Origin of the sequence: Pseudonocardia sp. ICBG1034, from assembly GCF_020131375.1 — a bacterium.
GTDB lineage: Bacteria > Actinomycetota > Actinomycetes > Mycobacteriales > Pseudonocardiaceae > Pseudonocardia > Pseudonocardia alni.
The window spans coordinates 1,112,680-1,128,705 of sequence record NZ_JAHLEK010000015.1 but is presented as its reverse complement, the minus strand read 5'-3'; the positions used below and the strand labels follow the sequence as shown (position 1 = coordinate 1,128,705).

At 75.0% G+C, this 16,026-nt stretch carries 16 protein-coding genes; 9 read left to right on the top strand and 7 right to left on the bottom strand.

The genetic code is table 11. The features are described 5' to 3' along the window. Positions 1 to 4: 4 nt before the first annotated feature. Entirely contained in the window at positions 5 to 784 is a 780-nt protein-coding gene (locus KPF22_RS07025) for an LLM class F420-dependent oxidoreductase (protein ID WP_224401515.1), read from the top strand. 45 nt (positions 785 to 829) lie between these two features. Continuing rightward, complete coding sequence (locus KPF22_RS07020) at positions 830 to 2,059, top strand: acyl-CoA dehydrogenase family protein (protein ID WP_208824153.1); 1,230 nt, start codon at positions 830 to 832, stop codon at positions 2,057 to 2,059. A 39-nt stretch (positions 2,060 to 2,098) separates the two neighbouring features. On the opposite strand, the gene KPF22_RS07015 is transcribed toward KPF22_RS07020, so the two are convergent. From KPF22_RS07015 to KPF22_RS07005, 3 genes are all read right to left on the bottom strand, one after another. Further along, positions 2,099 to 4,891 carry a bifunctional diguanylate cyclase/phosphodiesterase gene (locus tag KPF22_RS07015; protein WP_224401514.1) on the bottom strand — a complete coding sequence of 931 codons (2,793 nt, stop codon included), beginning with the start codon at positions 4,889 to 4,891 and terminating at the stop codon, positions 2,099 to 2,101. Between the two features lie 304 nt (positions 4,892 to 5,195). Next, positions 5,196 to 6,377, bottom strand: a complete 1,182-nt coding sequence (locus KPF22_RS07010; protein WP_208824120.1) for an NADP-dependent malic enzyme — start codon at positions 6,375 to 6,377, stop codon at positions 5,196 to 5,198. A 282-nt stretch (positions 6,378 to 6,659) separates the two neighbouring features. Continuing rightward, positions 6,660 to 7,670, bottom strand: a complete 1,011-nt coding sequence (locus tag KPF22_RS07005) for a serine protease (RefSeq protein ID WP_224401513.1) — start codon at positions 7,668 to 7,670, stop codon at positions 6,660 to 6,662. 161 nt (positions 7,671 to 7,831) lie between these two features. Here KPF22_RS07005 and KPF22_RS07000 point away from each other — a divergent pair, with 161 nt between their 5' ends. Together KPF22_RS07000 and KPF22_RS06995 are read left to right on the top strand one after the other, a co-directional pair. Further along, positions 7,832 to 8,452: a histidine phosphatase family protein gene (locus KPF22_RS07000; RefSeq protein WP_208824116.1), complete on the top strand. Its 621-nt coding sequence runs from the start codon at positions 7,832 to 7,834 to the stop codon at positions 8,450 to 8,452. 35 nt (positions 8,453 to 8,487) lie between these two features. Next, entirely contained in the window at positions 8,488 to 8,946 is a 459-nt protein-coding gene (locus tag KPF22_RS06995) for a GNAT family N-acetyltransferase (protein WP_062403706.1), read from the top strand. Here the strand turns inward: KPF22_RS06995 and KPF22_RS06990 are convergent. After that, positions 8,943 to 9,371: a hypothetical protein gene (locus KPF22_RS06990; protein ID WP_100878641.1), complete on the bottom strand. Its 429-nt coding sequence runs from the start codon at positions 9,369 to 9,371 to the stop codon at positions 8,943 to 8,945. The genes KPF22_RS06995 and KPF22_RS06990 overlap by 4 nt on opposite strands. An 83-nt stretch (positions 9,372 to 9,454) precedes the next feature. Here KPF22_RS06990 and KPF22_RS06985 point away from each other — a divergent pair, with 83 nt between their 5' ends. Both KPF22_RS06985 and KPF22_RS06980 read left to right on the top strand, forming a co-directional pair. Next, a complete protein-coding gene (locus KPF22_RS06985) occupies positions 9,455 to 10,405 on the top strand; it encodes a diacylglycerol kinase family protein (RefSeq protein WP_062397493.1) in 951 nt (316 codons plus the stop codon). 477 nt (positions 10,406 to 10,882) lie between these two features. Beyond that, the gene (locus KPF22_RS06980) at positions 10,883 to 11,134 is read left to right on the top strand and encodes a WhiB family transcriptional regulator (protein WP_043277332.1); all 252 of its coding nucleotides are present in this window, start codon (positions 10,883 to 10,885) and stop codon (positions 11,132 to 11,134) included. A 360-nt stretch (positions 11,135 to 11,494) separates the two neighbouring features. Here the strand turns inward: KPF22_RS06980 and KPF22_RS06975 are convergent, their stop codons facing one another. After that, positions 11,495 to 13,009, bottom strand: a complete 1,515-nt coding sequence (locus KPF22_RS06975; RefSeq protein ID WP_073576822.1) for a sensor histidine kinase — start codon at positions 13,007 to 13,009, stop codon at positions 11,495 to 11,497. A 92-nt stretch (positions 13,010 to 13,101) separates the two neighbouring features. Between KPF22_RS06975 and KPF22_RS33575 the strand changes: the two genes are divergently transcribed. After that, entirely contained in the window at positions 13,102 to 13,176 is a 75-nt protein-coding gene (locus KPF22_RS33575) for a 50S ribosomal protein bL37 (RefSeq protein WP_369804880.1), read from the top strand. An 83-nt stretch (positions 13,177 to 13,259) separates the two neighbouring features. Here KPF22_RS33575 and rsrA read toward each other — a convergent pair whose 3' ends face one another. Next, positions 13,260 to 13,604, bottom strand: coding sequence for a mycothiol system anti-sigma-R factor (gene rsrA, locus KPF22_RS06970; protein ID WP_062403708.1), 345 nt, complete (start codon positions 13,602 to 13,604; stop codon positions 13,260 to 13,262). 41 nt (positions 13,605 to 13,645) lie between these two features. After that, complete coding sequence (locus KPF22_RS06965) at positions 13,646 to 14,290, bottom strand: sigma-70 family RNA polymerase sigma factor (RefSeq protein WP_062403710.1); 645 nt, start codon at positions 14,288 to 14,290, stop codon at positions 13,646 to 13,648. Between the two features lie 314 nt (positions 14,291 to 14,604). On the opposite strand from KPF22_RS06965, the gene ybaK reads away from it, so the two are divergent. Together ybaK and KPF22_RS06955 are read left to right on the top strand one after the other, a co-directional pair. Then, complete coding sequence (gene ybaK / locus KPF22_RS06960) at positions 14,605 to 15,081, top strand: Cys-tRNA(Pro) deacylase (RefSeq protein WP_224401512.1); 477 nt, start codon at positions 14,605 to 14,607, stop codon at positions 15,079 to 15,081. Positions 15,082 to 15,194: 113 nt separating this feature from the next. Next, positions 15,195 to 16,016, top strand: a complete 822-nt coding sequence (locus KPF22_RS06955) for an SAM-dependent methyltransferase (protein ID WP_208824114.1) — start codon at positions 15,195 to 15,197, stop codon at positions 16,014 to 16,016. Positions 16,017 to 16,026 lie beyond the last annotated feature (10 nt).

The window sequence follows — 16,026 nt, the reverse complement described above, 5'->3', positions numbered from 1 at the left end:
GCACATGACCCTGACCACTGCTCCTGGCCCGCTCGGCGTCGCCACCGGACCCGCTCCCGCCGACGCCGCGGCCCTGGAGGACGCCGGTGCCCGCACCCTGTGGCTCGCCGGTGGCGCGATCGACCGGCTCGACCGGCTGACCGCGCTGCTCGACGGCACCCGGGACGCCGTCGTCGTCCCGGGCATCGTGCCGACCGGGCGGTATCCGGCGTCGGCCGTCGCCGCAGTGCACGCCGACGCGGCCCGCCGTCATCCCGGGCGCTACCTCACCGGGCTGGGCGCGCCCCAGCAGCCGCGGGCGCTGGACGCGCTGCACCGCCACCTCGACGAGCTCGACGCACTCGGGCTGCCCTCCTCGGAGCGGCTGCTGGCCGCGCTCGGACCGCGCAAGCTCGACGTCGCCGGCACCCGCTGCGCCGGGGCGGTGACCCTGCTGGTCACCCCGGAGCACACCGCGCGGGCGCGGGCGGCGCTGGGCCCGGACCGGCTGCTCGCGGTGATGCTGCCGACCGTGCTCGGGACCGACCGGACAGCCCTGCGCGAGCTGGCCGGGTTCCTGCTCGGCGTGCCGGGCTACCGCGCCGCCGTCCGCGGGCTGGGGTTCACCGACGCCGAGGTCGACGCCCGCGCCGACCGGCTGCTCGACGCCGTCTCCGCCCGCGGCGGCGTCGAGGACATCGCCGCCCGGGTCGCCGAGCACCGGGCCGCGGGCGCCGACCACGTGGTGCTCAGCCCGGTCGGGGACCCGGCGGCCGGTGCGGCGCTGCTGCGTGCCCTGCGGTAGGCGCCCTGCCGTGCGGCCGGTGCGCCGCGGCGCAACAGTGGGGTCATGCCGAAGGAGCCCACGCGCCTGCCGAAGCCCGAACTGGACCTCGACCCGGACCACCCGCACGTCGCGGACTGGTTCCACTACGCCGACCTGCTCACCGACGCCGAGCGCGCCGACCTGCGCCGGGTGCGGGAGTTCCTGCGTGCCGAGGTCGCCCCCGTCGTGCTCGACGCCTGGGACCGCGCCGAGTTCCCGATGCAGCTCGTGAAGGGCTTCGCGGGCCTCGACCTCGCGGGGGCCGGCTACGCCGACCCGCCGGCGTCGCGGCTGTTCCTGGGGTTCCTGCACGCGGAGATCTCCCGGGTGGACCCGTCGGTCAACAGCTTCTACGGCGTCCACACAGGCCTCGCGATGGGCTCGATCCACGCCGGCGGCACGCCCGAGCAGCGCGAGCGCTGGCTGCCCGCGATGTCCCGGATGGACTCGATCGGTGCGTTCGGGCTGACCGAGCCGCACGGCGGGTCCGACGTGGCCGGTGGCATGGAGACCACCGCCACCCGCGACGGCGACGAGTGGGTCCTCGACGGCGAGAAGCGCTGGATCGGCAACGCCACCTTCGCCGACCTGATCATCGTGTGGGCCCGCGACACCGACCCGGACGCCGGCGGCGCGGTCCGCGGGTTCGTCGTGCCGTCGCCGTCGGAGGGCATGACGATCACGAAGATCGAGGGCAAGCAGTCGCTGCGGATCGTGCAGAACGCCGACATCCTGCTCGACCGGGTCCGGGTGCCGGAGTCGCACCGGCTCTCCGGCGGCTCGGGCACCTTCCGCGACGCCGGCCTGGTCCTGCAGCGCACCCGGGCCAACGCCGCCTGGGGTGCGGTCGGGGTGCAGATGGCCGCCTACGAGCTGGCTCTGTCCTACGCCGCCCAGCGGGAGCAGTTCGGCCGCCCGATCGGCGGGTTCCAGCTGATGCAGGACCTGCTGGTGCGGATGCTCGGCAACGTGAGCGCCTCGCTGGGGATGGCGGTCCGCAACGCCCAGCTGCTCGACGAGGGCCGGGGCTCGGACGCGCACTCGTCGCTGGTGAAGGAGTTCTGCGCGACCCGGATGCGCGAGACCGTCGCGCTCGGGCGTCAGCTCGTGGGCGGCAACGGGGTGGTGCTGGAGAACCGGATCGCGAAGTACTTCGCCGACGCCGAGGCGATGTTCTCCTTCGAGGGCACCCGGGAGATGAACACCCTGATCGTCGGGAAGGCGATCACGGGGCAGAGCGCGTTCGTGCGGTGACGACGGCGGTCGCGCCCGCGGCGGGCGGGCGCGACCGGCTCACCAGACGCCCGGGGCCCCGTCGGCCGGGGTCGCGCTCGTCGCCGGGGTGGGCAGACCGCCGCCGCGCAGCACCCGGTGCAGGTCGTCGGGGCGCAGCGAGCGGGCGAACAGCCAGCCCTGGAACGCGTCGACCCCGAGGCCCCGCAGGACGTGGAACTGCTCGGCGGTCTCGACGCCCTCGGCGACGGTCTTGCGGCCCATCGCGCGCGCGACCTCGACGACGGCGCGGGCCAGCGCGAAGTCGGCCGGGTCGGTGCCGACGCCGGTGACGAACGCGCGGTCGACCTTGACCGTCTGCGCCGGGAGCTCCTTGAGCCGGGCCAGCGACGAGTAGCCGGTGCCGAAGTCGTCGACGGCGAAGCGGACGCCGCGCTGCACGAGCTCGCTCATCGCGTCCAGCGCGGGGCGCGGCAGCGCGACCAGGCTGGTCTCGACGAGCTCGAGCACCAGCTGGTTCCACGGCAGCCCGGCGCCCTCGACGACGGCGGTGACGTCGGCCAGGAACGACGGGTCGGCCGGCAGCAGCCCGGCCAGGTTCACCGCGACGGCGACGGCCTGCCCGGCACGGGGCCAGGTCGCGGCCTCGGTGGCCGCGGTGCGCAGCACCCACAGGTCCAGTTCGCGCTGCAGGCCGCCGCGCTGGGCGACCGGCAGGAACTCGCCGGGCGAGACCTCGCCGTGCACCGGGTGCGACCAGCGCAGCAGCGCCTCGGCGGACAGCACGGTGCCGTCCGGCGCGACGACCGGCTGGTACTCCAGGCGCAGCGCGTCGCCCTCGATCGCGGCGCGCAGCTCGGCCTCGAGCTCCAGCTGGCGGCGCGCCGGGGCGACGGCACCCCGCTCGGCGACGGCGACCGTGCCGCGTCCGCGCTGCTTGGCCTCGCGCACCGCGACCTCGGCCGAGCGCAGCAGATCGTCGCCGCGGGGGCCGCGGGCGTCGGCCTGCGGGCCTGCCACGGCGGCGTCCCGACCGGCGACGCCGACCGAGGCGGTCAGCGTGATCGGGCTGCCGGCCACGGTGACGTCGCCGCGCAGCAGCCCGGCGACGACGGCGGCGAGCGCCTGCGGTCCGCCGACCTCGTCGACGTCGGCGCAGACCACCGCGAACTCGTCGGCCGACAGCCGCCCGGCCGTGCAGTGGTACGGCAGCTCACGCTGCAGCCGCCCGGCCAGCTCGACGAGCAGGGTGTCGCCGGCGTCGTGGCCGAGGCCGGTGTTGACGCGGGCGAAGTCGTCGACGTCGCCGCAGACCACGGCGACCCGGCCGGCGTCCGGCCCGGCCAGCAGCCGGTCGGCGAGCTCCAGCAGCCCGGCCCGGTTGGGCAGCCGGGTCAGCGGGTCGACGGTGTCGGCCTCGCGGAGCACGTCGGCGGCGCGGCGGCGCTCCCCCACGTCGGTGACGACGAGCAGCCAGAAGGGGCGGCCGTCGTCGGAGGGCGCGGCGTTGACCACGACCTCGCAGTCGACCCGGGTCCCGTCGGCGCGCAGCAGCGGCAGCGACTCGATCCGGTAGGTCGGCTCGGGGTGCGACGGGTCGCGCAGCCAGTCCGGCAGGCCGCCGCGACCGTCGGACTGGGGCTCGGCGGACAGGCTGCGTGCCGGGACGCCGCGCAGGGTCTCCAGGTCGGCGTCGAGCAGCTGGCAGAGCGCCGGGTTGGCGTCGACGATCCGGCCGCGGCCGTCGAGCATCGCGACGCCGGTGGTGATGGCGGCGACGAGGTCGGCGAACCGCTGCCCGGAGCGCTGCGCGCGGGACTCGGCCCGGCGCCGGTCGGACACGTCCTGCACGGTCCCGATCAGGCGCAGCGGGGCACCACCGGGGGTGCGGTCGATCCGGGTGCGGCACGACAGCACCGCGCCGCCCTCGGGGCGGATCTCGGAGCTGTGCGCGGTGGTGGGCTCCGGCGCGGCGTCCGGGCCGCGGCGCAGCATCCGGCAGACCCGCTCGACCTGCTCGCCCTCGATGGGGCCGTCGGGGCCGTCGGGGCGCACGCCGAGCGCGCGGTAGAGCTCGACGAGCCCCTCGCTGCGGGTCAGCGTCCCGGCCTGCAGGTCGAAGGTCCAGGTGCCGGAGCGGGTGGCGCGCTCGAGGTCGAGCGCGGGGGCCTCGTCCGACGGCGCGGGCGCGGCGTCGGGGAACGGGGTGAGCAGCACGACGGTGCGGTCACCCGGCTGGTTCCAGCGGACGACCTTGACCCGGGCCAGACGGCGGTCGGCACGGACCAGACGGGCGTCGGAGTCCGGGCCGACGAGCAGCTGCGGGAGCCGCATGCCGGTCGGGTCGGCGGAGCCGGCGAGGCGGCGGAGCGCGGCGTTGGTGTGGACGACGACGCCCCCGGCGTCGCAGACCATCGCGGGCGAGGGCGGGAGCTGCACCGCGGAGTGGTCGGCACCGTCGGCACCCGCGGCCCCGGACCCGGGGGTCCCCGGGCCGGGGGCCGCCTCGGCGACCGACGGGGCCGGGCCGGCCGGGCGTGGCGCACCGGGGAGGCGGCGGGCGCTGCCGAACGGCGGCTCCCCGAAGCCCGCGCCGGAGATCTCGGCGTCCGGCGCGGCGGCGAGGTTCAGGGCCTCCGCCCGGCCGAGGAGCGGCTCGTTCTCGGGAGCGGGCCGGGCGCGGCCCGCCGGGGTGCCACCGGGACCGGCGAAGGCCCGGGCGAGGTCACCGGCGAGACCGGGGTCCCGGTCCCTGTCACGGCGGGCACCCGGTGCCTGCTCCGCGCGTCCACCGGCCGGGTCCCCGACCGATGCACCCGGACGGTGTCCCGCCCGCGATTCCTGCTCCGACACGCCCGCCTCCGTTCCGTTCGGCAGCTCCGTGGGGAACAACGAGCCACCGTGCCGGGCGATCCGGGCGGGTAGACCGATCGAGCCACCCGATACAGCGAGTGACGGGACCGTTCGGCCCAACGCCATTGCTCTGACCGTCACTCACAGGTGGTGACAGGTAGTCGCCGGAGGGTGAAGGGTGTGACGTGCTCGGCGAGCGGTGGCAACCGATCCGACCGTGTGTGTTCGACCGCTCACAGCGCGCCGTGCCGTTCGGCGCAGACCCCGGTCGCACACGTTTCGTAACCGGGGTTATGGCCGTCCGTCAGCCTGCGGTCACGCCGGCGTCGCCCGCGGCGCGGGCCACCGCCGCGGCGACGGCCGGTGCCACCCGCGGGTCGAACGGGCCGGGCACGATCTTCTGCGGGGACAGCTCGTCGGCGACGACGTCGGCGATGGCGCGGGCCGCCGCGACCTTCATGTCGTCGGTGATGCGGCGGGCGTGCGCGTCCAGTGCGCCGCGGAAGATCCCCGGGAAGGCCAGCACGTTGTTGATCTGGTTCGGGAAGTCGCTGCGGCCGGTCGCGACGATCGCGGCGTGCCGGGCCGCGACGTCCGGGTGCACCTCGGGGTCGGGGTTGGACAGCGCGAAGACCATGCAGTCCGGGGCCATCGTGGCCAGCAGCTCCTCGGGCAGCGTGGCGCTGGAGAGCCCGACGAACACGTCCGCACCGGCCAGTGCCTCGGCGATCCCGCCGGTGACCGCCCGCGGGTTGGTGACGGCGGCCAGCGCGGCCTTCTCCCCGCCGCGACCGGCGTCGACGACCCCGCGCGAGTCGAGCAGCACGACGTCCGAGGCACCCGCGGTCAACAGGATGCGGGCGCAGGCGATGCCCGCCGCGCCGGCCCCGGAGATCACGATGCGCAGGTCCGACAGCGAGCGACCCTGCACCCGGCAGGCGCCGTCGAGGGCGGCGAGCAGCACGACGGCGGTGCCGTGCTGGTCGTCGTGCATGACCGGGCAGTCGAGCGCCTCGACCAGGCGGCGCTCCAGCTCGAAGCAGCGCGGCGCGGCGACGTCCTCGAGGTTGACCGCGCCGAAGGTCGGGCGCAGCCGGACCAGGGTCTCCACGATCTCGTCGACATCCGTGGTGTCGAGCACGAGCGGGATCGAGTCGAGCCCGGCGAAGGACTTGAACAGCGCCGACTTGCCCTCCATCACCGGCAGCGACGCGCGCGGCCCGATGTCGCCGAGACCGAGCACCGCGGTGCCGTCGCTGACGACGGCGACCAGCCGGTGCGCCCAGGTGTAACGGGCGGCGAGCGAGGCGTCGTCGGCGATGGCCCGGCAGACGTCGGCGACACCGGGGGTGTAGGCGATCGACAGGTCGCGCTCGTCGGCCAGCGGCGCGGTCAGGCCGGTCGCGAGCTTGCCGCCCTCGTGCGCGCCGAACACCTCGTGCCGGTCGGGGGCGGAACGGGTGGTCGGGTCCTGGGCGAGCGTCATGGGAAGACTCCACGGGTGGTGCGGTACGAGAGCGGCGCACGGACGCGCCTGCCGTTGCACCGGGCGTCGCGGGTTGACGTCGACCTGCTCGCGGTGCCGGACGGCCATCCCGCGCACAGCGCCGGGATAGGGGCGCCGAGCCGGGACGAGCTGTCGGATCTGGAGACGAGTCTAACCGGGTGGACGCCGGGAACCGGTCACCCGGCGCGTCCGGAGTGGCCACCCGCACACCGACGGGCGTACGGATCGCCGCACGCCGGTCCCGGGAGCCGTGTCAGCGGGTCAGCGCAGCGGCGCCGGGGTGAGGTCGGGGAGCGGGAGCGCGGGCAGCGACGGGCCGCTGGGCAGCTCGGTCAGCGGCAGCACACCCGGCGTGAACGGGGCCCGGCCGGGGACGACCTCCAGGGCGCCGACCTCGCCGTAGCGCTGGGCGTAGGCCAGTGCCCGGGCGATGTCGGTGACCCCGTTGGTGTTGGTCGGCAGCATCAGGCTCGACAGCAGCCCGAACGCCCGGCCGCGCGCGTCGAGGTAGCCCGAGCCCGAGTCGCCCGGCACCCCCGGCGGCGTGGTGGAGACGACGTGCGTGCGCGGCCCCTCCGGCTGCCCGAGGCTCAGGCCCTGCTTGTACGGCGTCGCCACGAGCTGGTTGGGCTGGAAGCTGTAGACCTTCTCCCCCTGCTCGGTGCCGTCCGTGTCGAGCCCGGTCGGGCCGCCGAAGCCGGGGACCGTCGGGTCGGCGACGGCGACGGCCGCCGGGCTCAGCTGGATCAGCGAGAGGTCGTTGTAGAGGCACAGCTGCGAGTCGGTCTCGCCGCGGTCCTGCATGACCGCCCAGGAGTTGTAGGCGACCCGTCCGGTGTAGTTCTTCCCGTCGCGGCCGCGGATGCCGACCTCGATGCCCTCCGGCATGACCGGCTCACGGCAGCCGTCGACCGAGGACATCGCGTCCTCGCCCGCCATGCAGTGCGCGGCCGCGCCCAGGTAGAGCACCCCGGCCGGGGCGGCCTGGTGCTCGGCACCGCGGACGCCGGGCTCGTCGCGGTGCCCGTCCTGCCCGGCGGCCGGGGTGTAGAGGAAGTTGGCCGTGCACAGCTCGGCGCCGCCGGTGACCGGGGTGGCGATCTGCACGCCCGGGCCGATCGCCCCGGCCTGCACCGCCGGGGCGGACGGGGCGGCCGTCGCGACGCCCGCGGCGGCGGGCGCGGTGAGCGCGGCGGTGACCGCCAGGCCGGCCGCGGCGGCGATCCCGGCGATGCGCCGCCGCGCGGGGCGGCGGGAGAACTGCGACGACATGACGCTCCTCGGCTCGTGGTCCGCCACGGATCCCATCCGATCCGGCCACCCTGCGGGTACGGCGCGCCCGGCGGACTGCCCGGTCGGGTCCGGATCCGACCCGACCGGGTGACCTGATCACCGCGAGCGTCCCGCAGTGTCCGCGACTAGCGTCGCCGCCCGTGAGCACCGACGCCGATCCGGACGGACGGATCCTCCTGCTGCGCCACGGCGAGACCGAGTGGTCGCGCACCGGGAAGCACACCGGCCGCACCGACGTCCCGCTGACCGACGAGGGCCGGGCCGCCGCCCGCCGGGTGCGCGACGCACTGGCCCTGGTCCGCCACGACGCCCCGCCCGCCCGGGTGCTCTGTTCCCCGCGCACGCGCGCGAGGGACACCGCCGAGCTGGCCGGGCTGCGCGTGGACGCGGTCGACGACCGGCTCGTCGAATGGGACTACGGCGACAACGAGGGCTGGACCACGCCGCAGATCCGCGAGTCCCTGCCGGGCTGGACGATCTGGGACGGGCCGTGGCCCGGCGGCGAGACCCCCGGCGACGTCGCCGCCCGCGCCGACGCCGTGCTCGCCGACGCGCGCGCCCTGCTCGGCGGCGGCGACGTCGTGCTCGTGGGACACGGCCACTTCTCCCGGGTGCTGACGGCGCGCTGGATCGGGCTGCCCGCGAGTGGCGGTGTGCACTTCCGCATGGACCCGGCCGGGGTCAGCGTGCTGGGGTTCGAGCGCGGGGTCCCCCGCCTCGACCACGTCAACCAGCGCCCCACCCCCGCGGAGGACCAGTGAGCGTCCGTACGGCCACCCCCGACGACGTGCCGGTCATGGTCCGGCTCGTGCACGAGCTGGCCGACTACGAGAAGGCCGCGCACGAGTGCGGGCTGACCGAGGACCAGCTGCACGCCGCGCTGTTCGGCCCGGACCCCTCGGCCGGGGCCTTCGTGGCCACCGGCGACGACGGCGCGGTCGTCGGCACGGCCATCTGGTTCCGGACCTTCTCCACCTGGGAGGGCGTCGCCGGGATCCACCTGGAGGACCTCTACGTCACCCCCGGCGCCCGCGGCGGCGGGCACGGCGCGGCCCTGCTCGCCGAGCTGGCCGCCGAGGTCACCCGGCGCGGCTGGAAGCGCCTGGAGTGGAACGTGCTGGACTGGAACACCCCGGCCATCGGCTTCTACCGCTCCGTCGGCGCGGTGCCGAACGAGGGGTGGACCACCTACCGGCTCACCGGCGACCCGCTCGTCGCGCTGGCCGGGCGGAACGGCGGGGCGGCGGCCCGCTAGTCCTCGGGGTACTCGTCGCCCATCGACCAGCGCCGGGACTGCTCGCTGATCAGCATCAGGAACGTGAACAGCACGAACAGTCCGCAGACGATGCCCCACACCAGCTGACGGCTGGGGCCCAGCGCGTAGTAGATGGCCGGGAACAGCAGCAGCTGCACGACGATCGCCGGGGTGCGGCAGCCGTGCACCCCGCGGACCAGCCCGTAGCCGACACCGGCCACGGCGGCCGCCAGGAGCACGAAGATCCCGGCCTCGGCGAGACCGTAGTAGAGGCGGGCGCCACCGGCCTCCAGGGCGCGTACGCCCAGCACGACCGCGAGGACGGCGCCGACGAGCCCCTCGGCCGCGACGAGCACCCCCGCCACCCGCACGTTCTCCGGCGGTCGCTCCCGCGTCACGGGGCGGTCGTCGCGGTCATCGGCCACCCACCGAGGATAGGCCGCCCGCCGCGGCCGCCACCGCCGGGCGGCCGACGGACCGGCCGGTGCGCGGTCGATACAGTCGCCCCGTGCGCGCGCTGCTCGTGGTCAACCCTCAGGCCACGTCCACCACCGCCGCCGGCCGGGACGTGCTGACCAAGGCCCTGGCCAGCGAGCTGAAGCTCGACGTCCTGCAGACCCGCTACCGGGGCCACGCGGCGGAGGCGACCGCGGCGGCCGTGGCGGACGGCGTCGAGCTCGTCGTCGCGCTCGGGGGCGACGGGACGGTCAACGAGGTCGTCAACGGGCTGCTCGCCGCGCAGACCGGCTCGGGCAGCGGCGCCCCCCGGCCGGACCCGGACGCGACCGCGATGCTCGCGGTGGTCCCCGGCGGCTCGGCGAACGTGTTCGCCCGCGCCCTGGACATGCCGCGCGACCCGGTCGAGGCGACCGGGCACGTGCTCACCGCGCTGGCCCACCGGCGGCGACGGCTGGTCGGCCTGGGCTGGGCGGACGACCGCTGGTTCACCTTCAACGCCGGCATGGGCTGGGACGCCGAGGTGGTGGCCGCGGTCGAGCGCGCCCGCGCGCAGGGACACGAGGCCAGCCCCGGCCGCTACGCGCTGACCGCGATCGCCCAGTACCTCGCGCAGCTGCGCCGTCCGCCGTCGATGACGGTGGAGCTCCCCGACGCGGCGCCGCTGACCGGGGTGCGGCTGGCGTTCGTCTCCAACACCGACCCGTGGACCTTCCTGTCCGGCCGCGCGGTGCGGACCAACCCCCGCTCGTCGTTCGGCAGCGGGCTGGGGCTGTTCGCGCTCACCGGGCTGAGCCCGCGCACGATCGCCTCGACCCTGCGCCAGATCCTGGCCGCCGACGGCGACCCGCACGGGCGGCACATCGTCCGGCACGACGCCGTCGGCCGGGTGCGGATCACGTCGGAACAGCCTCTCGCTCTCCAGCTCGACGGCGACCACCTCGGAATGCGCACCGATGTGGAATTCCTCAGCGTGCCCGGAGCGTTACGCGTCGTCGTGTGAGACGGACGGTTCGTCGCGCATCGTGCGGGCGCTCTCACACGCCGGAGTGAGTAACCGCGCCATTCACCGATGTGAGCGGACCGTCGGTCCCGTTGGGGCTTACACCAGGCCAAACCGGTGATCCAAGGTGGTCCCTACGCAAGCGAGGCCACGAGCAACGCCGCTCGTGGAGGTTCCGTCCCACCGGGCCGGCCCCCTCACTCAGAGGGTGTCCGGGTCGACATCGTTCTCGGGTGGCCGATTCCGGGTGGGACAGGGACACTGGATCGTGGAACCGGCCCAGGGCGGCTCGAAGTCCCGGGCACTGGTCTGTCTGCGTGCGTTCCCTATGAGGGCGCTCACGCATCCCGCGAGCAGTTTCCCATTGAGGACCGCGGTGGCTCGTGAAAGTATTCACAAGCTGCGAAACACGCACGTAACATCAAGCGCACAGACGATCGGCGCGACCCCGATCGCGCACCAGAGGAGAAAGTGATCATGGACTGGCGTCACGACGCGATCTGCCGCGACGAGGACCCGGAGCTGTTCTTCCCGGTCGGCACCAGCGGCCCTGCCCTGATGCAGATCGCGGAGGCCAAGAGCGTGTGCCGGCGCTGCCCGGTCACCGAGTCGTGCCTGCAGTGGGCTCTCGAGTCCGGCCAGGACGCGGGTGTCTGGGGCGGCATGAGCGAGGACGAGCGGCGCGCCCTGAAGCGGCGCAGCACCCGTCCGCGCGCTCGCACCGCGTAGGCAGCCCCGCCCGGGCACTCGCCCGGAATGCGGCAGGAACGGCTGTCCCGGACAGCGGCTCCGCACAGCAGAAGAAGTAGCTCCCCGACCTCGGGCCCGTAGCCGGACGCCACCGGCCACGGGCCCGAGGTGCGTTCGGGGTGATCTGCCACCCCGGCGTGAGGGTCGACCACGGTGCCGGCGCGACCACGGCACCGGGATCAACGGTCACGGGACGAGCGTATCCGGTGCCCTCCGGGCCCCCGTCCACGCCCCGGGTCACCGGGAGTGACCGGGATCGGTCGCCCGCCGCACCGCAGCGACCGCCCGGGGACGGCGGGCGGCGGACCCGTTGCCCCGCCGCCCCTCCCACCGCGGCGTTCAGGAGCCGCCGAGTGGTACCCGGACCACCGCCACCGTGCCGCCGCCCTCCCGGGCCCGCACCTCGATCGTCGCCTCCAGCTCGGAGGTCAGCAGGGTCCGCACGATCTGCAGACCCAGCCCCTTGGACCTCTCGAAGTCGAAGTCGACCGGCATGCCGTGGCCGTCGTCGGCCACCGACACCTCCAGCCGGCTCGCCGAGCGCACCGGGCTGACGACCACCTCCCCCGCCGTGCCGGGGTCGTAGGCGTGCGCCAGCGCGTTGTGGGTCAGCTCGGCCAGGACCAGCACCAGCGGGGTGGCCTTCGCCGCGGGCAGCGCCCCGAACCCGGAGTCGACGCGCACCCGGGCACGGGACTCGGTCGTCGCGCCGTCGCGGATGGCGGGCAGCACCTTCGGCAGCAGCTCGTCGAGCTCGACGACCTCGGCGACGGAGTAGGCCAGCGCCTCGTGCACCAGCGCGATCGAGGTGACCCGGCGGACCGACTCCTCCAGCGCCCGGCCCGCCTCCGGGTTCTCGCTGCGCCGAGCCTGCATCCGCAGCAGCGCCGCGACCGTCTGCAGGTTGTTCTTCACCCGGTGGTGGATCTCCCGGATGGTGGCGTCCTTGCTCATCAGCGCCGCGTCCCGGCGACGCAGGTCGGTCACGTCGCGGACCAGCACCAGCGCGCCCGCCGCGTCGCCGCGGGGCCGCAGCGGCAGCGCGCGCACGAGCATCGTCGCCCGGCGGCCCTTGACCTCCATCCGCGTGGACGGGGCGCCGTCGAGGGCCTCGTTGATCCGGCCGGCGACGTCCTTCGCGTCGAACGGATCCAGCACGAGCGCCTTGGTGACGGTCGCGAGGTCGGCGCCGGCGACGTCGCTGGCGTGGCCCATGCGGTGGTACGCCGACAACGCGTTCGGGCTGGCGTAGGCCACGTTGCCGTGCACGTCGAGGCGGACCAGGCCGTCCCCGGCGCGCGGGCTGCCCTCGGCCGAGCCGGGCGGACCGGACTGCGGCGGGAACGTCCCGTCGACGATCATCTGGCACAGGTCCGAGGCGCTGCCGAGGTAGGCGATCTCCAGCGGACTCGGGACGCGTGGGGTGGACAGGTTGGTGTCCCGGGACAGCACCGCCACCGTGCGGCCCTTGAAGCGCACCGGGATGGTCTCCCGGCGCACCGGCACCTCCAGGTGCCAGCGCGGGTCGTCGTCGCGGCAGATCCGGCCCTCCAGCACCGCCCGGCGCAGCTGGCCGACCTCCACCGGCACCGCCCGGCGACCGACGACGTCGTCCGGGTGGGCGGTCGGTGCGGTGGTCGGCCGGGCCTGGGCGACACACAGGAACTGCGCGGTCGCCGCCCGGGAGGCACCGCCGGTCCCCGCGTGGAGGTCGTCCAGCGGCACCCACAGCAGGAAGTCGGCGAAGGACATGTCGGCCAACAACTGCCACTCGCCGACCACGCGCTGGAGGTGATCGGCGGTCTCGCCGTCCATCGTCGTGTGCTCGGCGAGCAGCTCGCTCAGCGTGGTCACGATCGCCCATCCCACCACATGCGAGAATCGCGCGTACGAAGCTCCCGCGGCAACGCCGCGGAACCGTGACCCGGACGGGAAGGAGGGTCGAGATGTCCAAGCGTGCACGCAAGCGCCGTGACCGCGCCAAGAAGGGCGCCAACCACGGCAAGAAGCCGAACTGCTGAGTTCGGCGACACCGACGCGAGAGGGCGGGCACCCCGGTGGGGTGCCCGCCCTCTCGCGTGTGTCGCCGCAGCGGCGGCGCCGGTCAGCCGCCGGAGCGGCGGTACTCGGTGCGCTGGTGCGACACCGAGACGCTCGTGCCGTCCGGCCCGCTCTCCACGGTCACCTGGGCCTGCTCGAGCACCGCGGAGCGGATCTGCGACCGCAGCCGGTCCTTGAGCCCGGCCGGGGCCGCCTCGCCGCCGCACTTGCGCGCCAGCAGCGCCTTCAGCTTCTCGTCGATGCCGTACTCGGCCAGGCAGGGCGCGCACTCGTCGAGGTGCTGCTGGAGCAGGCGTCGTCGCTCCTGGTCGCACTCGTGGTCGAGGAACAGCCACACCTCGGCCAGCACCTCGGTGCACCCGGTGTTCGCGGGCGGATCCTGGATCATGGGGTTGCGCTCGAGCGGTGCGCCCGAGCCCTCGGCGGCGCTCACGATGCCGTCACCTCCCGGTCCCCGGTCGCGCCGGCGGCCCCGTCGCGGACGAATCCGCGCTCGCGGGCCACGTCGGTCAGCATGTCGCGCAGCTGACGCCGGCCGCGGTGCAGCCGCGACATGACGGTGCCGATCGGGGTGCCCATGATCTCGGCGATCTCCTTGTAGGCGAACCCCTCGACGTCGGCGAGGTAGACCGCCATGCGGAAGTCCTCCGGCAGGCCCTGCAGGGCCTCCTTGACGTCGCTGTCGGGCAGCGCGTCGAGGGCCTCCACCTCGGCCGAGCGCAGACCGGTCGAGCTGTGCTCACCGGCCTGGGCCAGCTGGTAGTCGGTGATCTCGTCGGTCGGCGACTGCAGGGGCTGACGCTGCCGCTTGCGGTACCCGTTGATGTAGGTGTTGGTCAGGATCCGGTACAGCCACGCCTTGAGGTTGGTGCCGCGGCGGAAGGACCCGAACGCCGAGTACGCCTTGAGGAAGGTCTCCTGCACCAGGTCCTCGGCGTCGGCCGGGTTCCGCGTCATGCGCAGCGCGGCGCCGTAGAGCTGGTCGAGCAGCGGCATCGCGTCGCGCTCGAAGCGGGCCGTGCGGTCGGAGACGCTCTCGTCCTCGGGCGCACGGTTGCCGTCGGCGTCGGCCACACCCACCAGGGCGGCGAGCTCCGCGGGATCGGTCCCTGCCGCGCCCGTCTCCGGCTGGTCCGGCTGATCCGGCTGTACTGACAAAGGTTCCCTCTCCAGTGACACGAGTCGCGCACCGGTGCGGGTCACCGGCACGGCGGACGCGTCGGAGGGTACGCGCCCCGGCCGCTCACGGCCGTCCGGCGGCGCGGCCCCGGGCCTCTCCATCACTGATGTCGTCACACCCGGAACAACGGTGCGGCGCCGGACGGCATTCCCGTAGGTTCGCCGTCACCCCCGGGTCGGCCCCGGGGCGGGACGGGAGGACACCGACGATGGCGGGCAGGGGCACCCCGGCGACGGCACTGCTGAGCAGGCGGGGGGTGGCGCACGAGCTGCACACCTACACCCACAACGACGGCGCCGGCTACGGCGAGGAGGCCGCCGCGGTCATGGGGCAGGACCCGCGCCGGGTGTTCAAGACCCTCGTCGCGCTCGTCGACGGGGCCATGACGGTCGGGATCGTGCCGGTGTCGGCCCAGCTGGACCTCAAGGCGCTGGCCGCCGCCGCGGGCGGGAAGAAGGCCGTCATGGCCGACGTCGCCGACGCCGAGCGGGCCACCGGCTACGTCGCGGGCGGCATCTCCCCGCTGGGCCAGCGCAAGCGGCTGCCGACCGTCCTGGACGCCTCGGCGCAGGAGCACCCGACGGTGTTCTGCTCCGGCGGCAGGCGCGGCCTGGAGATCGAGCTCGCCCCGGCGGACCTGGTGGCGCTCACCGGCGCCGTCGTCGCACCGATCGCAACCGGCTGACCGCAGAGGGTCATCCGGACGGGGTCCGATCCGGGCACCGCGCCAGTAGGGTCGATCACCGACGGCAGCAGGACGCCGTCCCCACCGACCGAGACGAGCTACGGGGAGCACGCGTGGACCGACCGGCATGGGCGCCCGACGAGGTGGACATGACCAGCCCGAGCGTCGCCCGGGTCTACGACTACTACCTGGGCGGGTCGCACAACTTCGAGGCCGACCGCGTCTTCGCCGAGAAGGTGCTCGACGCGCTGCCCGAGATGGCGGCCGTCGCGCAGGCCAACCGGGCGTTCCTGCGCCGGGCCGTGCACCACCTGTGCGCCCACGGGATCCGCCAGTTCCTCGACCTCGGGTCCGGCATCCCGACCGTCGGGAACGTGCACGAGGTCGCGGCGACCGCCTGCGACGACGCCCGGGTCCTCTACGTCGACCACGACCCGATCGCCGTCGCGCACAGCCGTGCGCTGCTCGACGGCGACCCGTCGACGGCCGTCCTCGCCGCCGACCTGACCGACCCGCTCCGGGTCCTCGACGACCCGGTGACCCGGGCCCACCTCGACCTGTCCCGGCCGGTGGCGGTGCTGCTCGTCTCGGTGCTGCACTTCGTCCCGGACGAGGCGGACCCGGCCGGGATCATCGCCGCCTACGCCGGCGCGGCAGCCCCCGGCAGCCACGTGGTCGTCAGCCACGCGAGTGACGAGGGGGGCCTCTCCGGTGCGAGCCGGGCCCAGAACCTCTACAACAGGGACAGGTCCCCGAACCGGATGCGGATGCGCGACACCGAGGAGGTCGCGGCGCTGTTGGGTGATCTGGAGCTGGTCGAGCCCGGCGTCGTGCGGATCCCGCTCTGGCGTCCGGAGTCCCCGGTGGGCCCCGAGGCGCAGCGCTACCCCGGGCTCGCCGCCGTCGCCCGTCACGCCGGGCAGCCCGGGATCTGACCGTCGGAGG